The sequence below is a fragment of the Pectobacterium actinidiae genome (assembly GCF_000803315.1).
Lineage (GTDB): Bacteria > Pseudomonadota > Gammaproteobacteria > Enterobacterales > Enterobacteriaceae > Pectobacterium > Pectobacterium actinidiae.
In genome coordinates this window covers 3,944,520-3,965,486 of record NZ_JRMH01000001.1, presented here as the reverse complement: position 1 = coordinate 3,965,486, position 20,967 = coordinate 3,944,520, and the positions used below count along the sequence as shown (strand labels likewise).

16 protein-coding genes and 1 pseudogene are annotated in these 20,967 nt (G+C 53.2%); 13 read left to right on the top strand and 4 right to left on the bottom strand.

The features are described from left to right. The first annotated feature begins 80 nt into the window (after window positions 1-80). From tkt to KKH3_RS17025, 7 genes and pseudogenes are all read left to right on the top strand, one after another. Window positions 81-2,076, top strand: a pseudogene (gene tkt, locus KKH3_RS17055) (transketolase). 314 nt (window positions 2,077-2,390) lie between these two features. Continuing rightward, a complete protein-coding gene (gene epd / locus KKH3_RS17050) occupies window positions 2,391-3,407 on the top strand; it encodes an erythrose-4-phosphate dehydrogenase (protein ID WP_039361754.1) in 1,017 nt (338 codons plus the stop codon). Window positions 3,408-3,479: 72 nt separating this feature from the next. After that, complete coding sequence (pgk, locus tag KKH3_RS17045; RefSeq protein WP_039361752.1) at window positions 3,480-4,643, top strand: phosphoglycerate kinase; 1,164 nt, start codon at window positions 3,480-3,482, stop codon at window positions 4,641-4,643. Between the two features lie 137 nt (window positions 4,644-4,780). Continuing rightward, entirely contained in the window at window positions 4,781-5,857 is a 1,077-nt protein-coding gene (gene fbaA / locus KKH3_RS17040; RefSeq protein WP_010300561.1) for a class II fructose-bisphosphate aldolase, read from the top strand. A gap of 264 nt (window positions 5,858-6,121) precedes the next feature. Then, entirely contained in the window at window positions 6,122-6,982 is an 861-nt protein-coding gene (mscS, locus tag KKH3_RS17035) for a small-conductance mechanosensitive channel MscS (protein WP_039361748.1), read from the top strand. A 209-nt stretch (window positions 6,983-7,191) separates the two neighbouring features. Then, window positions 7,192-7,806: an arginine exporter ArgO gene (gene argO / locus KKH3_RS17030; RefSeq protein WP_039361744.1), complete on the top strand. Its 615-nt coding sequence runs from the start codon at window positions 7,192-7,194 to the stop codon at window positions 7,804-7,806. A 219-nt stretch (window positions 7,807-8,025) separates the two neighbouring features. Continuing rightward, on the top strand, window positions 8,026-8,751 hold the full coding sequence (locus KKH3_RS17025) for an oxidative stress defense protein (protein ID WP_039362578.1): 726 nt from the start codon (window positions 8,026-8,028) through the stop codon (window positions 8,749-8,751). 88 nt (window positions 8,752-8,839) lie between these two features. Here KKH3_RS17025 and KKH3_RS17020 read toward each other — a convergent pair whose 3' ends face one another. Beyond that, on the bottom strand, window positions 8,840-9,733 hold the full coding sequence (locus KKH3_RS17020) for a LysR family transcriptional regulator ArgP (RefSeq protein WP_039361742.1): 894 nt from the start codon (window positions 9,731-9,733) through the stop codon (window positions 8,840-8,842). Window positions 9,734-9,959: 226 nt separating this feature from the next. On the opposite strand from KKH3_RS17020, the gene rpiA reads away from it, so the two are divergent. Both rpiA and serA read left to right on the top strand, forming a co-directional pair. Next, the gene (gene rpiA, locus KKH3_RS17015) at window positions 9,960-10,619 is read left to right on the top strand and encodes a ribose-5-phosphate isomerase RpiA (RefSeq protein WP_039362575.1); all 660 of its coding nucleotides are present in this window, start codon (window positions 9,960-9,962) and stop codon (window positions 10,617-10,619) included. A gap of 294 nt (window positions 10,620-10,913) precedes the next feature. Then, the gene (serA, locus tag KKH3_RS17010; RefSeq protein ID WP_039361740.1) at window positions 10,914-12,146 is read left to right on the top strand and encodes a phosphoglycerate dehydrogenase; all 1,233 of its coding nucleotides are present in this window, start codon (window positions 10,914-10,916) and stop codon (window positions 12,144-12,146) included. Between the two features lie 38 nt (window positions 12,147-12,184). Here serA and KKH3_RS17005 read toward each other — a convergent pair whose 3' ends face one another. Further along, window positions 12,185-13,186 (bottom strand): zinc-binding alcohol dehydrogenase family protein, encoded by a 1,002-nt coding sequence (locus KKH3_RS17005; RefSeq protein WP_039361737.1) that lies wholly within the window; start codon window positions 13,184-13,186, stop codon window positions 12,185-12,187. 119 nt (window positions 13,187-13,305) lie between these two features. On the opposite strand from KKH3_RS17005, the gene KKH3_RS17000 reads away from it, so the two are divergent. Together KKH3_RS17000 and KKH3_RS16995 are read left to right on the top strand one after the other, a co-directional pair. Beyond that, the gene (locus tag KKH3_RS17000; protein ID WP_039361735.1) at window positions 13,306-14,217 is read left to right on the top strand and encodes a LysR family transcriptional regulator; all 912 of its coding nucleotides are present in this window, start codon (window positions 13,306-13,308) and stop codon (window positions 14,215-14,217) included. Between the two features lie 253 nt (window positions 14,218-14,470). Beyond that, a complete protein-coding gene (locus KKH3_RS16995) occupies window positions 14,471-16,174 on the top strand; it encodes a methyl-accepting chemotaxis protein (RefSeq protein WP_039361733.1) in 1,704 nt (567 codons plus the stop codon). A gap of 76 nt (window positions 16,175-16,250) precedes the next feature. Here KKH3_RS16995 and ettA read toward each other — a convergent pair whose 3' ends face one another. Next, entirely contained in the window at window positions 16,251-17,918 is a 1,668-nt protein-coding gene (gene ettA, locus KKH3_RS16990) for an energy-dependent translational throttle protein EttA (protein ID WP_072034549.1), read from the bottom strand. A gap of 140 nt (window positions 17,919-18,058) precedes the next feature. Continuing rightward, entirely contained in the window at window positions 18,059-18,190 is a 132-nt protein-coding gene (locus tag KKH3_RS22530; protein WP_276206510.1) for a hypothetical protein, read from the bottom strand. 430 nt (window positions 18,191-18,620) lie between these two features. Here KKH3_RS22530 and sltY point away from each other — a divergent pair, with 430 nt between their 5' ends. Next, the gene (gene sltY / locus KKH3_RS16985) at window positions 18,621-20,546 is read left to right on the top strand and encodes a murein transglycosylase (protein WP_052201388.1); all 1,926 of its coding nucleotides are present in this window, start codon (window positions 18,621-18,623) and stop codon (window positions 20,544-20,546) included. Between the two features lie 72 nt (window positions 20,547-20,618). Further along, the gene (gene trpR, locus KKH3_RS16980; RefSeq protein WP_039361729.1) at window positions 20,619-20,966 is read left to right on the top strand and encodes a trp operon repressor; all 348 of its coding nucleotides are present in this window, start codon (window positions 20,619-20,621) and stop codon (window positions 20,964-20,966) included. Window position 20,967 lies beyond the last annotated feature (1 nt).

The window sequence follows — 20,967 nt, the reverse complement described above, 5'->3', positions numbered from 1 at the left end:
TATTTTGTCACTCTTGTTTAACTTGTTGATTTTAATGGTTATACAGGATGGCAGTCGTTCAATCCGATCTGGAGTCAAGCATGTCCTCTCGTAAAGAACTTGCCAATGCTATCCGCGCGCTGAGCATGGATGGGGTGCAGAAAGCCAAATCCGGTCACCCGGGCGCACCGATGGGCATGGCCGATATCGCCGAAGTGCTGTGGCGCGATTATCTCAACCATAATCCGGCCAACCCTAACTGGGCCAACCGCGACCGCTTCGTGCTGTCCAACGGCCACGCGTCCATGCTGATTTACAGCCTGCTGCATCTCTCGGGCTACGACCTGCCGATTGAAGAACTGAAAAACTTCCGTCAGCTGCACTCCAAAACTCCGGGTCACCCTGAATACGGCTACACCGCCGGCGTCGAAACCACCACCGGCCCGCTGGGTCAGGGGATTGCCAACGCGGTCGGGATGGCGATTGCCGAGCGCACGCTGGCCGCGCAGTTCAACCGGCCGGGCCACGAGATTGTTAACCATCACACCTACACCTTCCTCGGTGACGGCTGCATGATGGAAGGGATTTCCCACGAAGTCTGTTCGCTGGCCGGCACCATGAAGCTCGGCAAACTGACCGCGTTTTATGATGACAACGGCATCTCCATCGACGGTCACGTTGAAGGCTGGTTTACCGATGATACTGCTGCACGCTTTGAAGCCTACGGCTGGCACGTGGTGCGCGGCGTGGACGGTCACGATGCGGACGCCATCAAACGCGCCATCGGCGAAGCTCAGCTTGTCACTGACAAGCCGTCGCTGCTGATGTGCAAAACCGTGATTGGCTTCGGTTCACCGAACAAGGCCGGTACGCACGACTCCCACGGTGCCCCGCTGGGTGAGGCGGAAGTCGCGGCTTCCCGCGAACAGCTGGGCTGGACGCACGCGCCGTTTGATATCCCGGCTGACATTTATGCTGCCTGGGATGCGAAACCGGCCGGTCAGCGTAAGGAAGCAGCCTGGGATGAGGCGTTTGCCGCCTATGCCAGCGCGTATCCCTGAACTGGCTGCCGAATTCACTCGCCGCACCAGCGGTGAACTGCCAGCCAACTGGCAGGCCGACGCACAGAAATTTATCGACGATTTGCAGGCCAATCCGGCGAAAATCGCCAGCCGCAAAGCCTCACAGAACGCGCTGGAAGCCTACGGCAAACTGCTGCCGGAATTCCTGGGCGGCTCTGCCGACCTGGCACCGAGCAACCTGACCATCTGGTCCGGCTCGGTCTCGCTGGATAAAGACCACGCGGGCAACTATATCCACTACGGCGTGCGTGAATTCGGCATGACGGCGATTGCCAACGGGATTGCGCTGCACGGCGGCTTTGTGCCGTACACCGCGACCTTCCTGATGTTTGTGGAATATGCGCGTAATGCGGTGCGTATGGCTGCACTGATGAAAATCCGCAGCATCTATGTTTACACCCACGACTCTATCGGTCTGGGCGAAGACGGCCCGACACACCAGCCGGTTGAACAGCTGGCCAGCCTGCGTGTGACGCCGAACATGAGCAACTGGCGTCCGGCAGATCAGGTAGAAACGGCGGTGGCGTGGAAATACGCGATTGAGCGTCAGGACGGCCCGACGTCGCTGATCCTGTCCCGTCAGAATCTGGCGCAGCAACCCCGTACCGCGGAGCAGTTGGCGAACGTGGCGAAAGGCGGTTACGTGCTGAAAGACAGCGACGGCCAGCCTGAGCTGATCCTGATTGCCACCGGCTCTGAAGTCGAGCTGGCTGTCGGTGCGTATGACAAGCTGACTGCCGCAGGCCGCAAGGTACGCGTGGTATCCATGCCGTCTACTGATGCATTCGACAAGCAGGATGCGGCCTACCGTGAAGCGGTGCTGCCAAAAGCGGTATCGGCACGCGTGGCGATTGAAGCGGGTATTGCAGACTACTGGTTCAAGTATGTCGGCCTGAACGGCGCGATTGTCGGCATGACGAGCTTCGGCGAATCGGCTCCGGCTGAACTGCTGTTCGAAGAATTCGGCTTTACGGTCGATAACGTGGTCGAAAAAGCGCAGGCGCTGTTGAAGTAATCACACCACGTAAATCTCGATATGAAAAACCGTCAGCGAGCGCTGGCGGTTTTTTTTCATCTTTAATTTACCCCACCTCTTGATGCGCTTTGTCTGCCCCCCGGTTGCGACTTTTTCATTTTTATGACGCAGGTCACTCTTCTGGCGTGTGCCAGAGGAGAATATTTCTTTTATGCGTTAATTCGTTTATTCTAGCTGAAGCGTTTCAGTTGTTGTGCTGACGGCGTTTCTCCAGGGGTTCTCTGGTGTCTAAGAAGGGTATATCCTATGTGCTGGATAACCCTGCCATGACATAAGGAACCACAAGGAACGCCATGACGATCCGGATTGCGATAAACGGTTTTGGCCGCATAGGCCGCAGTGTTTTACGTGCGTTGTATGAATCAGGCCGCCGAGCCGAGATTACCGTTGTGGCGATTAACGAGCTGGCGAGCGCGGAAGGCATGGCGCATTTGCTCAAATACGACTCCAGTCACGGCCGTTTTTCGTGGGATGTTCGTCAGGAGTGTGACCAGCTTTATGTCGGTGATGACGGTATTCGTCTATTGCATCAGGTAGAGATTCAGCAATTGCCTTGGCGAGAACTCAGTGTCGATATCGTGCTCGATTGCAGCGGCGTCTACGGTAGCCGGGAAGATGGAGAAGCCCATCTGGCGGCAGGCGCGAAGAAGGTGCTGTTTTCTCACCCAGGAACGACGGATTTGGATGCCACGGTGGTGTTTGGCGTCAATCACCATCAGTTGGAAAGCGGGCATCGCATTGTTTCCAATGCGTCCTGTACGACCAACTGCATTATCCCGGTAATCAAACTGCTGGATGATGCCTTTGGTATCGAGAATGGGACGGTGACGACGATTCACTCGTCGATGAACGATCAACCGGTGATCGATGCTTATCATCACGATCTGCGGCGTACGCGTGCCGCCAGCCAGTCGATCATTCCGGTAGATACTAAACTGTCAGCGGGGATCACCCGTATTTTTCCGCAGTTTGTCGATCGTTTTGAGGCGATATCGGTGCGAGTGCCGACGATTAACGTCACGGCAATTGACCTGAGCGTTAGCGTTAGGAAAGCCGTAAACGTGAATGAAATTAATGCACTATTGCAAAAATCAGCGCATGAGTCGTTTCGTGGTATAGTTGATTACACTGAATTGCCATTAGTGTCGGCTGATTTTAACCACGATCCGCACAGTGCCATTGTCGACGGCACGCAGACACGGGTCAGTGGTCAGCATCTGATTAAAACATTGGTCTGGTGCGATAACGAGTGGGGCTTTGCCAACCGGATGTTGGATACAACACGGGCGATGGCGGCCAGCGGTTTCTAGTACGACGGTGGCGATCTGGGGTCGCTATCTCGCTCAAGCAACTTTAAAAGAGAATCAACAAGAGGATTCACCATGTCTGTAATTAAGATGACCGATCTGGATCTGGCTGGTAAACGTGTTCTTATTCGTGCGGATCTGAACGTACCGGTAAAAGAAGGGAAAGTGACGTCTGATGCGCGCATCCGTGCCTCTCTGCCGACCATCGAAATCGCTCTGAAACAAGGCGCTCGCGTGATGGTCACTTCCCATCTGGGACGCCCGACTGAAGGCGAGTACAACGAAGAGTTTTCTCTGCTGCCTGTCGTTGACTATCTGAAAGAGAAACTGTCTTCTCCTGTACGTCTGGCGAAAGATTACCTGGATGGTGTTGATGTCGCCGAAGGCGAGCTAGTTGTACTGGAAAACGTCCGCTTTAACAAAGGCGAGAAAAAAGACGACGAAGTCCTGTCCAAAAAATACGCGGCGCTGTGCGATGTGTTCGTAATGGACGCATTCGGTACGGCACACCGTGCGCAGGCTTCAACCCACGGCGTGGGTAAATTTGCCACTATCGCCTGTGCGGGCCCGCTGCTGTCTGGTGAGCTGGAAGCGCTGGGTAAAGCCTTGAGCGAACCCGCCCGTCCGATGGTTGCTATCGTGGGTGGTTCTAAAGTTTCTACCAAACTGACCGTACTGGATTCCCTGTCTAAAATCGCCGATCAGCTGATCGTCGGTGGCGGTATCGCCAACACCTTCGTTGCTGCACAAGGCCACAACGTGGGTAAATCCCTGTACGAAGCTGACCTGATTCCTGAAGCGAAAAAGCTGCTGGAAACCTGTGATATTCCTGTACCGAGCGATGTGCGTGTTGCGTCAGAATTCTCTGAAACTGCGGCCGCAACGCTGAAGTCTGTTACAGCAATCAAAGACGAAGAGCAGATTCTGGATCTGGGTGATGTATCCGCTGAGCGTCTGGCTGAAATTCTGAAGAATGCCAAGACCATCCTGTGGAATGGCCCGGTCGGCGTCTTCGAATTCCCTAATTTCCGTAAAGGAACCGAGACCATCGCTCGTGCTATCGCAGAGAGCGACGCGTTCTCTATTGCAGGTGGCGGCGATACGCTGGCTGCGATCGATCTGTTTGGTATTGCAGATAAAATCTCCTACATTTCTACCGGTGGTGGCGCATTCCTCGAATTTGTCGAAGGGAAAAAACTGCCAGCAGTCGTTATGCTGGAAGAACGTGCCAAGCAATAATTTAAGGTAAGGGGCGTTTTTCCCCTTTCCTGTGGTTGTCTCGATACGTGATGTTCGCAATATCGTGTCGAGACAGCCTGTCGATTTAACATCGACTTCTCTAACCCCTCCACGGCCAACGAAACGGGACACGTAACATGTCTAAAATTTTTGATTTCGTAAAACCCGGTGTCATCACTGGTGATGACGTTCAGAAAGTTTTCGCAGTAGCAAAAGAAAACAAATTCGCTTTGCCAGCAGTGAACTGTGTCGGTAGCGACTCAATCAATGCTGTGCTGGAAGCCGCAGCCAAAGTGCGCGCGCCGGTCATCGTTCAGTTCTCTAACGGCGGTGCAGCATTCATCGCGGGTAAAGGCCTGAAAGCAGAAGGTCAGCAGGCGGCAATTTTGGGAGCGATTTCTGGCGCTCATCATGTGCATCAAATGGCTGAACACTATGGCGTACCGGTGATTCTGCACACAGACCACTGCGCGAAGAAATTGCTGCCGTGGATCGATGGCCTGCTGGACGCGGGTGAAAAACACTTCGCAGCGACGGGCAAACCGCTGTTCTCTTCTCACATGATCGACCTGTCTGAAGAGTCTCTGGAAGAGAACATCGAGATCTGCTCTAAGTATTTGGCGCGTATGGCCAAAATCGACATGACCCTGGAAATCGAACTGGGTTGTACCGGTGGTGAAGAAGACGGCGTGGATAACAGCCACATGGATGCTTCTGCTCTGTACACCCAGCCAGAAGACGTTGACTACGCGTACACCAAACTGAACGCGATTAGCCCACGTTTCACCATCGCGGCCTCTTTCGGTAACGTACATGGCGTCTACAAGCCAGGTAACGTGAAGCTGACTCCGACCATCCTGCGTGATTCTCAGGAATATGTTTCCAAGAAACATAACCTGCCTCACAACAGCCTGGACTTCGTGTTCCACGGTGGTTCTGGTTCCAGCGCTCAGGAAATCAAAGATTCCGTTAGCTACGGCGTAGTGAAAATGAACATCGATACCGATACCCAGTGGGCAACATGGGAAGGTATCCTGAAATACTACAAAGAAAACGAAGCGTATCTGCAAGGCCAATTGGGCAACCCGAAAGGCGAAGACCAACCGAACAAGAAATACTATGACCCGCGTGTGTGGCTGCGTGCCTCTCAGGCAAGCATGGTGACTCGTTTGGAACAAGCCTTCAAAGAGCTTAATGCTGTTGATGTGCTGTAAGTCAGACGACGTATACCCTAAATAATTCGAGTTGCAGGACAAAACGTTAGCGTTTTGAACAACGCAGTGAGTCCCCAAGAGCTTACATCAGTAAGTGACTGGGGTGAGCGAGGAAAGCCAACGTACATGCAGCTTGAAGTATGACGGGTATAAACATGGTTTGATGCTAAGGCTCCTACGGGAGCCTTAATTTTTGGTGGTAATGTTGCGGTTTCAGTTATGGGCGTTATGATTTCCCAGTGATTAAAAAACAGGAGTTTTCAAATGGAAGAACTTAATACGGGGTTGGATCAGGCAGGGGACTGGTTGGTGACACACCAGAACTTGTTTTTGCAGTATGCCGTGAATATCGTCGCAGCATTAGTGATCCTCATCGTTGGTCTGGTGATCGCTCGGATCGTCTCCGGCACCCTCAATAAACTGATGATTAATCGTTCTATCGATTCAACCGTGGCGGATTTCCTGTCTGCGCTGGTGCGCTATGGCATTATCGCGTTCACGCTGATTGCGGTATTGAGCCGGGTTGGTGTGCAGACGGCATCGGTGATTGCGGTATTGGGTGCCGCGGGCTTGGCTGTTGGCTTGGCATTACAGGGATCGTTAGCCAACTTTGCAGCGGGCGTCTTACTGGTGATTTTCCGGCCTTTCCGTACCGGTGAATGGGTGGATTTGGGCGGCGTGTCCGGCTCGGTCACACAGGTACAGATCTTCTCGACGACGCTGCGCACGTCCGACGGTAAAATCATCGTGGTGCCGAATGGCAAGATTATTGCTGGCAATATTATAAACAGTTCACGTGAACCGGATCGCCGTACCGAAATTATTGTCGGCGTGGCCTATGATGCCGATATCGACGTGGTGAAAAAGCTGCTGGGCGATATTGTTGCCGCGGACGAGCGTATCCAACACGACAAGGGCGTCACGATTCGTTTGAATGAAATGGCGGCGTCATCGCTGAATTTTGTGGTGTGGGTGTGGACGACCAATGGCAACGCGCAGGCGGTGTATTGGGATCTGCTGGAGAGCTTTAAACGCGTGCTGGATGAGCACCGTATTGGCATTCCTTATCCGCAGATGGACGTACACCTGCATAACGTAGCCTCTACAGCGAAACAGCCTGAGTAAACTCCGCTGACTTAAGCAAATAAGTAGGCACCATGTCCCGATATTGGCATGGTGCATCATCAGAAATTCCCTTCTTATTCCACTTCACTTTTAGCGGCTTTCGAAACATTAGCTTAGCTAATGCAGCGTTAGAATATTCAATTTCACTTATCTAATCGGCTTCCATAAACTCCCCGCGATAACAACAAACGGCGTAGGAGAGACGAAGTATGTGGGCGGTCTATTTACAGGGTGTTCTGTTAGGTGCAGCGATGATTTTGCCTTTGGGGCCGCAGAATGCATTCGTGATGAATCAGGGGATTCGCCGACAGTATCATCTGATGGTAGCGATGTTATGTGCCTTGAGCGATGTAGTGTTGATTACCGCTGGTATTTTTGGCGGTAGCGCGTTGCTCAGCCAGTCTTCTCTGTTACTGGGCGCGGTGACCTGGGGCGGCGTTGCGTTTCTGCTCTGGTTTGGCTGGGGTGCAATGAAAACGGCCTTCAGCAAGAACATTGCGTTGGCCAGTGCTGAAGTGATGAAGCAAAGCCGCTGGCGCATTATTGCGACCATGCTGGCGGTGACCTGGCTGAATCCGCATGTCTATCTGGATACCTTTGTGGTGCTAGGGAGTCTGGGAAGCCAGTTTGCGGACGATGCCCGACGCTGGTTCGCGCTGGGGACGATGACGGCTTCGTTCACCTGGTTCTTTGCGCTGGCGCTATTGGCCTCTTGGTTGGCACCGTGGCTGAATACGCCACGTGTACAGCGGGTCATCAACTTTTTTGTCGGCGTAGTGATGTGGGGCATTGCTTTGCAGCTGGCGCGTCACGGTTGGCAATAATGGTTGGAAAGAAATAACCTCACCTTAAGGCTGTGTTTCAGAAATTCACCTATATTGTATGGAGTTGGTAATGCGTTATGTTGGTCGGTAAAGTAATCCGTCCTGTCTCTTTCATTCTGGAAGATTCCGTGTTGGTGCAGACGATCTATTGGCACAGACAATCTGCCTGCGGCATGCGTGACGAAACATAAGTAAGGAGAGAGTGTGAAGCGAGGTATGATGAAGCTCAATGCACTGGCGCTGGCCGCTGCGATAGGATTTGGTGGTGTGTCGATAGCCGCACAGGCTGCGGAATTGCCAGATGGCCCGCATATCGTGACGTCAGGGACATCCAGCGTAGATGCAACACCGGATATTGCGCGTCTGGCGATTGAAGTGAGTGTGTCATCGAAGGATGCGGCGGAAGCGAAAAAGCAGGTCGATACCCGCGTTGCACAATATTTTGATTTTCTGGGTAAAAACGGCATTGAGAAAAAAGATATTAATGCTGCCAATTTACGTACGCAGCCAGAATATGACTATCTGAAAACAGGTGGTTCAGTGCTGAAAGGCTATCGTGCCGTGCGTCAGGTGGAAGTGACGCTGCGCCAACTAGATAAACTAAACGAGCTGCTGGATGGGGCGCTGAAATCGGGGCTGAATGAGATTCGCACGGTAGAATTAGGCGTTGCTAACCCAGAAACCTATCGTGATGAAGCGCGTAAGAAAGCCATTGAGCAGGCGACGAGTCAGGCGGAAGCACTGGCGCAGGGCTTCAATGCCAAGCTGGGGCCGATCTACAGCGTTCGCTATCACGTTGCCAACTATCAGCCGATGCCAATGGCACGGATGTTTAAAACGGCAGATGCAGCGGTGCAAAGCGAAGCGGCGCAAACCTATGAACAGCAAACTATTCACTTTGACGATCAGGTGGATGTCGTGTTTGAGCTACTGCGTACGCAGTAATGCTCGTGCTAAAACAGGGTTGCGTAAACCCTTGATAATACCAACAGGCCTGCTCAGTCAGGCCTGTTGTTTTTTTACTCTCTCTACGTTATGACTGGCGCAGTACCTGATGACCGTGTGAGAGCAGGGCGTCCGTCACTTTCCTCATCATCCGACTTTCCGGCGCGAAGCGGTGCCAGTAAAGCATCCGGCGTTGAAACAGCCCCGGCGTCAGGTCGATTAGCTCGTTGTTGGCAAGTTCTCTCTCGATTTGCAGGTGCGGGATCATGCAGCAGGTTGTGCCTTGTCGCGCCAGTTGTACAAAGGCTTCTGACGAATTCACGATATGGCAAGGGACGCTGCCCGGTGACAAATCAAAGTTCTGCTGTAAGAAAGCCTGATGCATGTCATCCAGATGGTCGAAGGCGACCGCAGGGGCACGCAGCAGCGCCGAACGCGTGACGCCATTCGGGAAATAACGGGCGGCAAAACTCGGCGACGCGACAAACAGATAGTCCAGTGCGCCTAGTTTATCCACCAGACAGCTTGGCAGTGGCTGAGACTGGATACTCACCGCACCGACCACTTCACCCCGGCGCAGCCTTTCCTGCGTGCGCGTTTCATCTTCGACCTGCAAATTAAGACGAATCGGTGAATCGACCAAGACCGGCTGTAACGCAGGTAGCAGCCAGGTTGCCAGGCTGTCGGCGTTCACCGCCAGCGACAGCAGCAGCGGAATGTCGCTGTTGGTTTCATTGCCCAGCCACTCTTCTTCCAGCAGCTCGACCTGATGCAGTAGAGCCAGGAGCTTTTGCCCTTGTTCCGTCGGGCGGGGCGGAATAGTTCTGACCAGCAGCGGCTGGCCAAACAGGTTTTCCAGCTGTTTAATACGCTGCGAAACGGCAGATTGGGTAATACACAATTTTTGGGCCGCGCGTTCAAAACCACGCTCGCGGATGACGGCATCCAGAGCCTGAAGCGTTCGATAGTCCGGGCGTTTCATGAAAAGTCAAAATCCCCTGAATGAGTCTGTTTTTTTCACTATGCCACATTTTGCTGATTTGCCATGCAGAAATCTTATTTTGGCTGTTGTGTGCAATCACGATTCAGCACGGTATGTGTGAAATAATGCATCGGCGGTGAAGTGAATTTGCACGCTTTCCCCAATGAGCATGTTCTATAATACGCACACGTTTTCGTATATCGATTCTACAGGCCAGAAGCAGATTATGACGCAAGATGAACTGAAAAAAGCAGTGGGATGGGCAGCGCTCGACTACGTCCGCCCAGACACGATTGTGGGAGTAGGAACCGGATCGACGGCCGCACACTTTATTGATGCACTGGGTTCGATAAAACATCAAATCAAAGGCGCGGTTTCCAGTTCGGATGCCTCAACGGAAAAGTTGAAAAGTCTGGGTATTCCCGTTTTTGACGCTAATGATGTGGATTCGCTGGATGTCTACGTGGATGGTGCGGATGAGATCAACGGACACATGCAGATGATCAAGGGCGGGGGGGCGGCGCTGACCCGCGAGAAAATCATTTCAGCACTGTCGCGCCAGTTCATCTGCATTGTTGATGCATCCAAACAGGTTGATGTGCTGGGCACATTCCCACTGCCAGTCGAAGTTATCCCGATGGCACGCTCTTATGTGGCGCGTGAACTGGCGAAGTTGGGCGGGCAGCCAGTCTATCGTCAGGGCGTAGTGACGGATAACGGCAATGTCATACTGGATGTACACAACCTGAATATCATGGATGCGGTCGCCGTAGAAAACCACATTAATGGTATCCCAGGCGTTGTGACCGTTGGGCTGTTCGCCAACCGCGGTGCAGATGTGGCGTTAGTCGGCACGTCTGAGGGTGTAAAAACCGTCGTTAGATGAGGACATGATCGTTCTGACGTGGCGGACGTCCACGTCAGAAATTTTTTAGCTAAAAAAATCTATTTAGTTAACAGCTCATTTTTGGTACTTAATATCACATTTTCTTATTTTGTTTATCGCCGATATGGCGATGCACATCTTTGGCAATATTTTTTACCATAAATCAGGTGCGCTTCTCTGTGGCGCGATGTGGGCGAAGCAATCGTTTGTATTGCTGACTGCGTAATTTTTGTTATGTTGGCAGAAGCTATTTAGCACTCTGTCACATTTGAAGTCTGAAAATAAGGTCGGGAAATGGCAAAGGTATCATTGGAAAAAGACAAGATTAAGTTTCTGTTAGTGGAAGGCGTGCACCAGAGCGCGCTGGATAACCTGCGTGCAGCCGGTTACACCAACATCGAGTTCCATAAAGGCGCGCTGGATCCTGAGGCGCTGAAAGCCTCCATCCGCGATGCGCATTTTGTGGGTATCCGCTCGCGTACCCATCTGACAGAAGAGATTTTTGCTGCTGCGGAAAAACTGATCGCGGTAGGGTGTTTCTGTATCGGGACTAATCAGGTTGAACTGTCGGCCGCGACCAAACGTGGTATCCCGGTATTTAACGCACCGTTTTCCAATACCCGATCCGTGGCAGAAATGGTGATCGGCGAAATGCTGCTGATGCTGCGCGGTATCCCAGCGGCCAACGCGAAAGCGCACCGTGGTGTTTGGCACAAGCTAGCTGTGGGATCGTTTGAAGCGCGCGGTAAAAAGCTGGGGATCATCGGCTACGGCCATATCGGTATGCAGTTAGGCATTCTGGCTGAAAGCTTAGGCATGCACGTTTACTTCTATGATATCGAAAGTAAATTGCCGTTAGGTAATGCTCAGCAGGTGCGCCACCTGTCCGACCTGCTGAATATGAGCGACGTGGTGAGCTTGCACGTACCAGAAAATGAAAGCACGCAGGATATGATGGGGCCGGAAGAGCTGGCGCTGATGAAGCCGGGCTCGATCCTGATTAACGCCGCTCGCGGCACGGTGGTTGATATTCCTGCACTGTGCGAAGCGTTGAGAAGCAAGCATCTGTCCGGTGCGGCGATTGACGTGTTCCCACAGGAACCGGCAACCAACAGCGATCCGTTCCTGTCACCGCTGTGTGAGTTTGATAACGTGCTGCTGACGCCGCATATCGGCGGCTCCACGCAGGAAGCGCAGGAAAATATCGGTGATGAAGTCGCCGGAAAGCTGGCGAAATATTCAGACAACGGTTCTACGCTGTCTGCGGTGAATTTCCCGGAAGTCTCGCTGCCCGTTCATGGCGTACGCGCCAGTCGCCTGCTGCACATCCATGAAAACCGTCCTGGCATGATTACCAAAATTAACCAGATCTTTGCTGAGCAGGGCATTAACATCGCCGCGCAGTATCTGCAAACGACACCTGAAATTGGTTATGTAGTCATTGACGTTGAAACTGACGGTGCGCAAACGGCACTACAACTGATGAAGGCAATTCCTGGCACCATTCGTGCCCGTCTGCTGTTCTGATGTGTGCTAACCAGCCCCTTACGGGGCTGGTTACTTTGCTACAACGCGATAACGATCTTGCCGCGCATATGCCCTTCCAGCACTTTTCCGTGAGCCTGCTTTAGCGTATCTACCGTTAACCCTTGCAGCGTTTCGCTGGCGGTTCCCTGAAGTTTTCCTGCATCAACCAGCTGTGCGACTTCATGCAAAATGTTCCCTTGTTCCGCGATATCCGGCGTGGTGAACATGCTGCGCGTAAACATTAATTCCCAATGCAGCGCTGCACTTTTGAGTTTCAGCGCCGTTTGGTCGAGCGGATTTTTGTTTTCCACGATGGTGCAGATGTGCCCCATTGGCGCGATCAGTTTACTGATGGCATCCCAGTGACCGTCCGTGTCGTTCAGACAGAAAATATAATCGACCTGTTTGATCCCTTCTTTTTCCAGAGACTCAACCAGATCACGGTAATCGACGACCTTATGGGCACCGCGCTGGCGGCACCACTCTGCCGAGTCAGGCCGCGATGCGGTGGCGATGATATTCACCGAACTGCGCAATGCCGCCAGAGAAATCGCAAGAGAACCTACGCCACCTGCACCGCCGATAATCAATAGCGTTTTCTCGCTGTCGGCCTGTTGTATTTTCAGATGCTCAAACAATCCTTCCCACGCGGTCAGCGCCGTGAGCGGCAGTGCGGCTGCGGCTGACCAGTCCAGCGACACGGGTTTGCGCGCCACGATACGTGAATCAATCAACTGATGGGTAGTGTTGCTGCCGGGGCGGGTGATGTCGCCGGCGTACCAGACTTCATCGCCTACCTGAATGTGGCTCACGGCGCTGCCGGTTTTCAGCACGACGCCGCTGGCATCCCAGCCGAGAATTCGGGGCTGCTGTAATCCATTTTGACGCAATCCGGCATGAACTTTGGTATCCACTGGATTGATGGAAATGGCTTTTACGCCGATCAACAGATCGTATTCACCGGGTTCGGGGATGTCCTGCGTGATGGCAATGAAATTATCGGGCTGTTGTGGATCAACGGCTATCGCATGAGCGGTCATGGTCTGTTCCTCATTATTTTCAGAATACGGTCTCGTTAATAGAGCAAAGTGTAGAACACGACGATATGACTGATAAGATGGACAATAAATAATGCAGTGTTCGTCTGGGGTGAACAATCATGTTTAAGCAATTGCAGGATATGGCGCTGTTTGCGCTGGTGGCCGAGTGCGGCAGCTTTACACAGGCGGCGCGAAAAGCTGGGCTGGCAAAATCCAGCCTGAGCCTGCGTATTAGCCAGCTTGAACAGCAGATCGGCCTGCGGTTGCTGAACCGAACGACGCGCCAGCTAAACCTGACGTTTGCAGGCGAGCGCTACCTGATTCACTGTCAGGAGATGCTGCAAGCCAGTGAGCGTGCCGATCTCGCTGTACAGCGCTTGCGTGATAACCCCAGTGGGCGACTGCGTATCACCAGTCCGGCGGGATTAGGTTCCACGCTGCTGGCGCGCCTCACCGCCGAGTTCCAGCAGCGCTTTCCGGCGGTATCGCTGGATGTGCTGATTTCAGATGACGTGATCGATCTGGTGCAGGAGGGCTTTGATGTCGCTTTTCGTACCGGTAAGCCTCATGACTCTTCACTGATTGGGCGTTCGCTTGGGCAGACCCCGCGATATTTGCTGGCCTCGCCCGACTATCTGGCGCGGCACCCGGCATTACTCCACCCACAGCAGCTTCATCAACACCGCTGTATTACGCATCATGCCTGGACGGAGTGGCTCTTTCATCGCGGTTCGGAACTCTATCGCTGGTTACTGCCCGATTCGCATATCACGGACAATCTGCTTTACGCCCGCGAGTGCGCTATTGCGGGGGCGGGGATTACGCTACTGCCGGATTTCCTCTGTCTGGATGAAGCGGTTTCCGGCAAGCTGGTCAGGGTCTTGCCGGAATGGCAGGCGGAAGCTAACGAACTTTATCTTGTCTATCCTAGCCGCAAACTGAATTCGCCCGCATTGGCGTGTTTTATCGACTTTGTTTTACAACATCGCGCGCTGGATAATTACTCAACGTTTTTGAAAAAGCAGCTGTGATGGTTGTGCCTGTAATGTCTTTGTTTCATTTTTCTTTATGTTTTTTTATTTTTATTGAAATGTGATTTCCATCAACTTATTTTAGGTGCGCTTTAGGCTGAAAATGCCGATAACAACCTTGGTTCTTTTTTGCTTTTTTTTATAAAAGGTTTGTTCTGCGTGGCGTGATTGTCACGGTGATATCCGGGCTCTGTCGCACCCATAATGACAGAGATAATGTAGACCAGTGATGGTGAAAATGAGAATACAACCGATGTCTGTTCAAAAGGAAAAGATTGGCTATATCAATAATATACGTCTCGTTTCGTTATTTATTACTCTTTTTTCAATTATCCTGATTTTATTTGCGCTTTCTATTGGCACAGCGAGTTATTTTTTAAAGCAGAGTAATGATTCACTGGATAAAGCGAATGAACTGTCTGATATCCGCGCGGGTATCAGCAGCAGTCTCGATCAGCTACGTGTTGCTCGACTGCTGCTTATTCAGGCGGGTGCAGCGAACCGCATTAGCGATCACGAGGTATATAAATCTGCGTTAGATCAGGCCGCAGGTCGAGTCAGAGCCTCACAAAAGCGTCTGGATGAGTATCTTGCGCGTCCAGATAAACAAGAAAGTGAACGCGCGTTGGATGATGAAATTCTTAAGGAGTACGCCAGCTACCGCGATAACGCGATTCTGGCGATGCAGAAAGCAACCAGTGACGGAGAATTTGAAGATCTTATTTCGTTAGAAGGATCATCGGCCCGCCAGTTAGACGAAGCGTTCAGTGTTCCAGTACGCAAGAAGGTAACTGAACTGACGAAAGCCGCGCAGGAGATCAATCTGCGAGCAGAACAAAATGCCAAACTGGGTTACTGGATGATGGCTGGCTCCTTTGCTCTGTCTATCATTATGGCGATCATGGCTTACATCATGGTGCGTAATGTGATCCTTGCGCCCATCAACAGACTGGTTGATCGTATCCAGCAGATCGCAGCGGGCGATTTGACGCAGCCGCCGATGGCGATGGGGCGTAATGAAATCGGCATTCTGGGGGCGAATATCCAGAACATGCAGGCGGAACTCACGGATACGGTGACGATCGTACGTGAAGGTGCGGATTCGATCTATCAAGGGTCGTCAGAAATTACGGCGGGTAACGTCGATCTCTCTTCGCGCACCGAGCAGCAGGCTGCCGCGCTGGAGGAAACCGCAGCCAGCATGGAACAGCTGACCGCAACGGTGAAACAGAACTCTGACAATGCCCATCACGCCAGCCAATTGGCGAAAAATGCCTCTGAAAAAGCGGAGAAGGGCGGGCAGATCGTGAAGAACGTGGTGGATACCATGCAGGATATTTCAACCAGTTCACGCCGCATTTCCGAAATTACTTCCGTCATTAATAGCATTGCTTTCCAGACCAACATTCTGGCGCTGAACGCGGCGGTAGAAGCCGCGCGGGCGGGTGAGCAAGGGCGTGGTTTTGCCGTGGTGGCGGGCGAAGTCCGTAGTCTGGCACAGCGCAGCGCGCAGGCCGCTAAAGAAATTGAAGGGCTGATTGGCGAATCGAGCCGTCTAGTGGACACGGGGTCTGGGCTTGTGTCTCAGGCGGGTACAACCATGGGTGAGATTGTCCGTGCTGTCGTTAGCGTGACTGACATCATGGGAGAAATTGCTTCCGCTTCTGATGAGCAGAGCCGTGGCATCGGTCAGGTGAGTCAGGCCGTGTCTGAAATGGATAGTGCGACGCAACAGAATGCGGCGTTGGTGCAGGAAGCCTCGGCGGCAGCCGTTTCACTTGAAGAACAAGCTGCACGTCTAACGCAGGCTGTCGCGGTATTCAAGCTGGCAGGCGTGGCTCAGAGACTGAAATCGTCCTTGCCGAAGGCTGCACCGCAACCGCGTTTAGCGCCAACGATGGCTCTTGCCGGAGCCACTAGCAAAGGCAGCGATAGTCAAAACTGGGAAACGTTCTGAGCAGGTAAGTGAAGCTGTACTGGAAAGAAAAATGGCCCGCAATGCGGGCCATTCGTTTATGACGTTCGGTGACGGCTTATTTAGCGATCTTTTTGTATTTGATGCGGTGGGGTTCCAGCGCATCGGCACCCAGCGTACGCTTCTTATACTCTTCGTACTCGGTAAAGTTACCTTCGAAGAATTCCACTTTACCTTCATCCTGATAATCCAGAATGTGCGTTGCGATACGGTCGAGGAACCAACGGTCATGCGAAATCACCATGGCGCAGCCAGGGAATTCCAGCAGGGCGTTTTCCAGCGCGCGCAGGGTTTCGATATCCAGGTCGTTGGTGGGTTCATCGAGCAGCAGCACGTTGCCGCCGACCTGCAAGAGTTTCGCCAGATGCAGACGACCGCGTTCACCACCGGATAGCTCGCCGACGCGTTTGCCCTGATCAACCCCTTTGAAGTTGAAACGGCCAACGTAGGCGCGGCTTGGCATTTCGGTGTTGCCGATACGCATGATGTCCTGCCCGCCAGACACTTCTTCCCAGACGGTTTTGCTGTTATCCATCGCGTCACGGAACTGGTCAACTGACGCCAGTTTCACCGTTTCACCCAGCTCAATAGTCCCGCTGTCTGGTTGTTCCTGACCGGACATCATGCGGAACAGGGTTGATTTACCGGCACCGTTCGGACCGATAATGCCGACAATCGCGCCTTTGGGGACGGAGAAAGACAGCCCGTCAATGAGCTGACGTTCGCCGTAGGACTTGCTGAGATTGGTGACTTCCACCACTTTATCGCCAAGACGAGCACCAGGCGGAATAAACAGTTCGTTCGTTTCGTTACGTTTCTGGTATTCCGTGTTGTTCAGCTCTTCAAAGCGTGCCAGACGTGCCTTACCTTTGGACTGACGGCCTTTAGCGCCTTGACGCACCCACTCCAGCTCTTTCTCAATGGATTTACGGCGTGCCGCTTCCTGAGAGGCTTCTTGTGCCAGACGCTGATCTTTCTGCTCCAGCCAGGAAGAGTAGTTGCCTTCCCACGGAATACCTTCACCGCGGTCCAGCTCCAGAATCCAGCCTGCGACGTTATCGAGGAAGTAACGGTCGTGGGTAATCGCCACCACGGTGCCTTCGAAGTCGTGCAGGAAGCGTTCCAGCCAGGCTACTGACTCGGCATCCAGGTGGTTGGTCGGTTCGTCGAGCAGCAGCATGTCTGGTTTTTCCAGCAGCAGACGGCACAGCGCCACGCGGCGACGTTCCCCCCCAGACAGCGTCGCGATTTTCGCATCCCACTCAGGCAGACGCAGGGCATCCGCCGCGCGCTCTAACTGGTTATTCAGGTTGTGACCGTCGTGCGCCTGAATGACTTCTTCCAGCCGACCTTGCTCGGCAGCCAGTTTATCGAAATCTGCATCCGGATCGGCGTACAGCGCATAGACTTCATCCAGACGCTTCAGCGCAGTGACGACTTCAGATACCGCTTCTTCTACGGATTCACGAACGGTGTGCTCCGTATTTAACTGCGGTTCCTGCGGCAAATAGCCGATTTTGATGCCAGGTTGTGGGCGAGCTTCGCCCTCGATGTCCGTATCAATGCCAGCCATAATACGCAACAGCGTTGATTTACCGGCTCCGTTCAGACCCAGCACGCCGATCTTGGCACCGGGGAAAAAACTGAGGGAGATGTTTTTCAGAATGTGACGCTTCGGCGGTACGACCTTACCGACGCGATGCATGGTATAAACATATTGAGCCACGTTGCGACTTCGCCTCTCTCTTATCTCTATGATTTGTCACCCTAAGCGGATGACCATGTGTAGCACGCTGCTACTGAGTACTAAATAGTGCCGCCAGAGAAATACCTTGGCAGTGAATCGATTATTCTAAGCGCATTACTTTAAGTATGAAGTGTAGCGGGTTTCAGCCCGCGATCCCAGCTATCCGGCGATTTGCCGTGGCCGATCTGAGACGTAGGCCGCCTGATGAATTTCAGAATCGGCTTGCGGATCGGCATATCGTTGTCTGGCATGATGTGCCACACTGGATCTGCCCGATATCCGTCATACTTCAAGTCGCTTGTGCGTTGGCAATACTCGGCTCATCTCTGAGCCTCGCCCTGAAGGGTCGCCACAAGTGGCGTTCAAATTGGCTAAGCCAATTTGTCCTTACTCACCCCAGTCACTTACCTAAGTAAGCTTCTGGGGATTCATGAGCCTCATAGAGGCTCACCCTTCGGGCCAGCGCTAGCGCTGTTCAAATCGGTTAAAACCGATTTGTCATGCGGTTGTCGCGTTACAAGGCCATAAATGGGCCTTGCCCTAAAGGGTCAACGCAGAGCGTTGTTCAAAACGCTAACGTTTTGTCACGCAACTCGAATTATTTTGGGTATAGGGTAGGGGTATCGATACGATGAAGGATGCCGATAGCAAGCTCGATAACGGATGAGGTTAATGCAGGTGATGAAAGTGGGTCATTGGTGGTACGCCGTTGCGGCGATAGGTCTGGCTGGTGCTTCCGGCCATGTGCTGGCGGATTCTCTGGACGAACAGCGTCAGCGCTATCAACAGGTTAAGCAAGCATGGGACAGCAACCAAATGGACACGGTCGCGCAGCTAATGCCAACGCTGCGCAGTTACCCACTTTATCCTTATCTTGAATACCGTTCGCTCACGCAGGATCTGAGTCAGGTCAGTGCGACGCAGGTGAAGCAGTTTATCGCAACGCACCCGACATTGCCGCCTGCCCGTAATCTCACTACCAGCTTTGTGAATGAACTGGCGCGTCGTCAGGACTGGATCGGACTGCTGGCATTTAGTCCACAGCCGCCGAAGCCCGTCAGCGCCCGCTGTAACTTTTATTACGCCCAGTGGGCAACCGGTCAGCGTCAGGGCGTGTGGGAAGCCACGCGTGATATCTGGCTGACAGGGCGCTCGCTCCCTACCGTGTGCGATAAACTCTTCTCCGTCTGGCAGCAGGCAGGCGAGCAGACACCGCTGACGACGCTGGAACGCACGCGTCTGGCAATGGACGACGGTAGCGGCAGTTTGGTGAGTTATCTCATCAAGCAGTTACCCGACGACTATAAAACGATGGGCGATGCGCTACTGAAACTCCAGAACGATCCTAATTCGCTGGAGAGCTTCGCTCGTACCGTCGGACCGACTGATTTTACGCGAAAAGTTACGCTGTCAGCCTTTACGCGCACGGCGCGTCAGGATGTCGATAATGCTCGTTCGATGCTGCCAGTCATTGTCCGTTTGCAGAAAATGAGTGCCGCAGAACGTCAGGCAATGGAAGAAACCATCGCCTGGCGATTGATGGGCAACGATGCCACACCAGAGCAGGCGCAGTGGCGGGATGACGTGGTGAGAAAAAGTACGTCGACCACCTTGCTGGAGCGTCGTGTGCGCATGGCGTTGGGGGCTGGTGACCGTCAGGGGCTAACAAGCTGGATGGCACGTTTGCCGGCGGAGGCGTTACAGAAAGACGAATGGCGCTACTGGCGTGCATCGGTGTTGTTGGATCAGGGCAAACGCCAGGAAGGCGAGACGCTATTACGCAGCCTGATGCAGGAACGCGGGTTCTATCCGATGGTCGCGGCGCAGAAACTGAACGAGCGCTATCCGATTACGATCATGACGGCGGTGAAGCCAGATCCGTCTTTGTCCCAGCTACCGGAAGTTGCTCGCGTGCGGGAATTGATGTTCTGGCAGATGGATAATCTGGCGCGCAGCGAGTGGGTCGGGTTGGTGGCGAATCGCAGCAAGCCGCAGCAGGAAGCGCTGGCTCGCTATGCGTTTGAGCAGCGCTGGGCGGATTTGAGCGTGCAGGCGACGATTGTCGCGAAGCTGTGGGATCATCTGGAAGAGCGTTTCCCGCTGGCCTGGAATAATGAATTCCGCCGTGAAACGCAGGGGAAAGGCATTAGCCAGAGCTATGCAATGGCGATCGCTCGTCAGGAAAGCGCCTGGAACCCTAAAGCACGTTCTCCGGTTGGCGCATCGGGGCTGATGCAGTTGATGCCTGCGACGGCGCAGCATACGGCCAAAATGAGCAATATCACGTTCTATACGAACAGTAGCCAACTGTTCGATCCCGAAACCAATATTTTATTGGGAACGAGCTATTTAGAGTACGTATACCAGACATTTGGCCGTAACCGCATTCTGTCTTCCGCGGCTTATAATGCCGGACCGTCGCGTGTGAATACCTGGCTGAAGAACAGCGCCGGGCGCATCGATTCCGTTGCGTTTATCGAAAGTATTCCGTTCTCGGAAACACGGGGTTATGTGAAAAATGTGCTGGCTTATGACGTCTTCTATCGCTATTTCCTGAATCAGCCAGCCAATGTGCTGACGGATGCGGAATGGCAGCGGCGTTATTGAGAGGCGGCGTTGCGCTCGTTGCCTGAAATTGTGTTATGCTGCCGTACTAGTTAAATAGTATGGCAGCCTGTTATGACTCCGTTATCGCTTATCGACCCGGCACTTTCTGAACAAGACAATGAGCACTGGTTACGCTTTGTCGCGCTATTACAGCAGTCTATTGCGGAGGATCTTCAATTGCCGCTGCTCCAACTCCTGCTGACGCCGGATGAGCGTACAGCGTTAGGCACGCGGGTGCGAATTGTGCAGGAGCTAATGCGGGGCGAAATGAGCCAGCGTGAGCTGAAAAGCGAGTTAGGGGCGGGAATTGCCACGATTACGCGCGGTTCAAACAGTCTGAAAGCCGCGCCTCCCGCGTTAAAAAGCTGGCTGGAAGCGCAGTTGCTGTCGGCAAATAAACCGTTGGGTGACGATGCGTAGC

What these genes read in the sequence shown, in the direction of transcription:
- serA (WP_039361740.1), top strand. Translation starts at nt 10,914, where the DNA reads ATGGCAAAGGTATCATTGGAAAAAGACAAGATTAAGTTTCTGTTAGTG.
- argO (WP_039361744.1), top strand. Translation starts at nt 7,192, where the DNA reads ATGTGGGCGGTCTATTTACAGGGTGTTCTGTTAGGTGCAGCGATGATT.
- KKH3_RS17005 (WP_039361737.1), bottom strand. Translation starts at nt 13,186, where the DNA reads ATGACCGCTCATGCGATAGCCGTTGATCCACAACAGCCCGATAATTTC.
- KKH3_RS17025 (WP_039362578.1), top strand. Translation starts at nt 8,026, where the DNA reads ATGAAGCTCAATGCACTGGCGCTGGCCGCTGCGATAGGATTTGGTGGT.
- KKH3_RS22530 (WP_276206510.1), bottom strand. Translation starts at nt 18,190, where the DNA reads ATGCCAGACAACGATATGCCGATCCGCAAGCCGATTCTGAAATTCATC.
- KKH3_RS17000 (WP_039361735.1), top strand. Translation starts at nt 13,306, where the DNA reads ATGTTTAAGCAATTGCAGGATATGGCGCTGTTTGCGCTGGTGGCCGAG.
- trpR (WP_039361729.1), top strand. Translation starts at nt 20,619, where the DNA reads ATGACTCCGTTATCGCTTATCGACCCGGCACTTTCTGAACAAGACAAT.
- KKH3_RS16995 (WP_039361733.1), top strand. Translation starts at nt 14,471, where the DNA reads ATGTCTGTTCAAAAGGAAAAGATTGGCTATATCAATAATATACGTCTC.
- mscS (WP_039361748.1), top strand. Translation starts at nt 6,122, where the DNA reads ATGGAAGAACTTAATACGGGGTTGGATCAGGCAGGGGACTGGTTGGTG.
- KKH3_RS17020 (WP_039361742.1), bottom strand. Translation starts at nt 9,733, where the DNA reads ATGAAACGCCCGGACTATCGAACGCTTCAGGCTCTGGATGCCGTCATC.
- rpiA (WP_039362575.1), top strand. Translation starts at nt 9,960, where the DNA reads ATGACGCAAGATGAACTGAAAAAAGCAGTGGGATGGGCAGCGCTCGAC.
- epd (WP_039361754.1), top strand. Translation starts at nt 2,391, where the DNA reads ATGACGATCCGGATTGCGATAAACGGTTTTGGCCGCATAGGCCGCAGT.
- sltY (WP_052201388.1), top strand. Translation starts at nt 18,621, where the DNA reads ATGAAAGTGGGTCATTGGTGGTACGCCGTTGCGGCGATAGGTCTGGCT.
- fbaA (WP_010300561.1), top strand. Translation starts at nt 4,781, where the DNA reads ATGTCTAAAATTTTTGATTTCGTAAAACCCGGTGTCATCACTGGTGAT.
- pgk (WP_039361752.1), top strand. Translation starts at nt 3,480, where the DNA reads ATGTCTGTAATTAAGATGACCGATCTGGATCTGGCTGGTAAACGTGTT.